The sequence below is a fragment of the Rickettsia sp. Tenjiku01 genome (assembly GCF_001653015.1).
Taxonomy (GTDB): domain Bacteria; phylum Pseudomonadota; class Alphaproteobacteria; order Rickettsiales; family Rickettsiaceae; genus Rickettsia; species Rickettsia rickettsii.
The window spans coordinates 1-1152 of the sequence record NZ_BCMR01000032.1 but is presented as its reverse complement, the minus strand read 5'-3'; the positions used below and the strand labels follow the sequence as shown (position 1 = coordinate 1152).

Sequence of the window (1152 nt, the reverse complement as noted above, 5' to 3'; positions counted from 1 at the left end):
ATCGAGTAGGTTTTTCAATCTATGCAACAAAGTCGCTTTTAGTTAGGAATGACATAGTGTTGCTTTCGGATTTATATGGACAACATCTATATTTATAAATAAAATTATAAAGTACAGGCTTCTAATTGTAAATAATGAAAATCTTTTTATTTATTATATTTATTTTTTCTATTATAATATATTCGCATTATTAAAGCTGCTGTTTCCTCTATTGATCTAGTCGACACATCAATTACCGGCCAACTTCTTTGATCACAAATTTTTCTGACTTCTAGGCACTCTTTTTGTACTATATTAAAATCCGTATAGCTTTTATTTTCGTTAATTTGTAATAGATTTAATCTAGCTTCTCTTATCTCAATTAACCTATTTGGATTAATAATGAGTCCTACTACCAATTGATCTATATCTTTTTCTATAAAATCAGGAAAGGGGCAATTATAAACATAAGGAATATTGGCAGCTTTTAAACCGTTATACGCTAGAAATACGGAAGTCGGTGTCTTAGAAGTTCTAGAAGGACCTATTAATATTATATCAGCCTCTGATAATTCATTAAGCATTTGTCCGTCATCATGTCTTATAGCATAATCTATGGCATTAAGTGTATCAAAATAAGTTTTATCAAATTTATAATTGTAATTCTGTTCTTTTTCTATTTCAATACCTGAAAAAACAGACATTTCTTTAATAATTTTACCTATTACAGAAATACATGGAATTTTTAATTCATAGCAAAATTTCGTTAAAGTTTTTCGGAGTTCTTGATCGGCAATCGTGTATAATACTATCCCATGTTTATATTCTATTTTACTTAATACTTCATTTAGCAATTCCAAATTTCTAATCATTGGCCAATGATATAATTTTGGTTTTACGGAAGTAAATTGTGCAAGGGCAGAATTTGCTGCATATTTTGCAGTTTGCACGGAAGAGTCTGAAACTAAGTGAATAATTAGCTTTGTCATACTTTACACATGTAATTGTGGATAAATTTTTTAATAACTTATTATTTTTCCTATTAAAACCTATTAAAAATTTCCTCAAATCCTTATTAAATCAAGTAAATCTAGTGTATTTTCTTTTAAATAAATAGTTTGTGGATAAAATTGTGAATAAATATTATTTTTCTTTGAAAAAATAGTCTTTTCT

Annotated in this window: 1 protein-coding gene; it reads right to left on the bottom strand. The window is 27.0% G+C overall.

Translation table 11 applies throughout. The annotated features are described in order from the left end of the window. Positions 1–146 precede the first annotated feature (146 nt). Positions 147–968 (bottom strand): pyruvate, water dikinase regulatory protein, encoded by an 822-nt coding sequence (locus TENJIKU01_RS06780; protein ID WP_064429674.1) that lies wholly within the window; start codon positions 966–968, stop codon positions 147–149. Between the last annotated feature and the right edge of the window lie 184 nt (positions 969–1152).